Origin of the sequence: Pseudomonas sp. 32_A, assembly GCF_017490905.1 — a bacterium.
GTDB lineage: Bacteria > Pseudomonadota > Gammaproteobacteria > Pseudomonadales > Pseudomonadaceae > Aquipseudomonas > Aquipseudomonas inefficax.
The window spans coordinates 1-458 of sequence record NZ_JAFGYI010000311.1 but is presented as its reverse complement, the minus strand read 5'-3'; the positions used below and the strand labels follow the sequence as shown (position 1 = coordinate 458).

Below are 458 nucleotides of genomic sequence, written 5' to 3'. Positions count from 1 at the left end.
AGACGAGGTCGTAGAGGGCACGGAAGACGCCGAAGGCGCGGGTCGCCTCCAGCGAGGAGCCGTACTCGACGTAGCGCCGCTCCAGCCGGTGGTACCAGTTCATGCCGCTGATCCAGTGGCGGTCGGCGCCGACGCCGGTGACCATCTCGGCGCTCGCGACCGGCGTCACCGAGGGGAAGCTGGAGACGCAGTCGGGGACGAGGACACCGCGCTCGATCAGCGCCCCGAAGGTCGGCGCCCTGCCCTCCGCGACCGCCCGTTCGAGCATGTCGGTGCGGAGCGAGTCGACGTAGGTGAGGACGAGCTTCTTACGGGTCGGCACCGGTCCCATGATCGCGGAGCCACCCATTCGTCTGTTCCTTTTCGTTGTCAGAGCCCGAAAAGGAACAACTGGGCGTCGCCGCTAACGGAGGACGCGCAGGCCGGCGTGTTTGCGCTGGGCGCGACGGTGGCGGGTG

1 protein-coding gene is annotated in these 458 nt (G+C 68.8%); it reads right to left on the bottom strand.

Annotated elements, in window-relative coordinates:
• A partial coding sequence (locus tag J5M58_RS26820; protein WP_207880405.1) for an alkaline phosphatase family protein occupies nucleotides 1-349 on the bottom strand: 349 nt, incomplete at its 3' end.
• Nucleotides 350-458 lie beyond the last annotated feature (109 nt).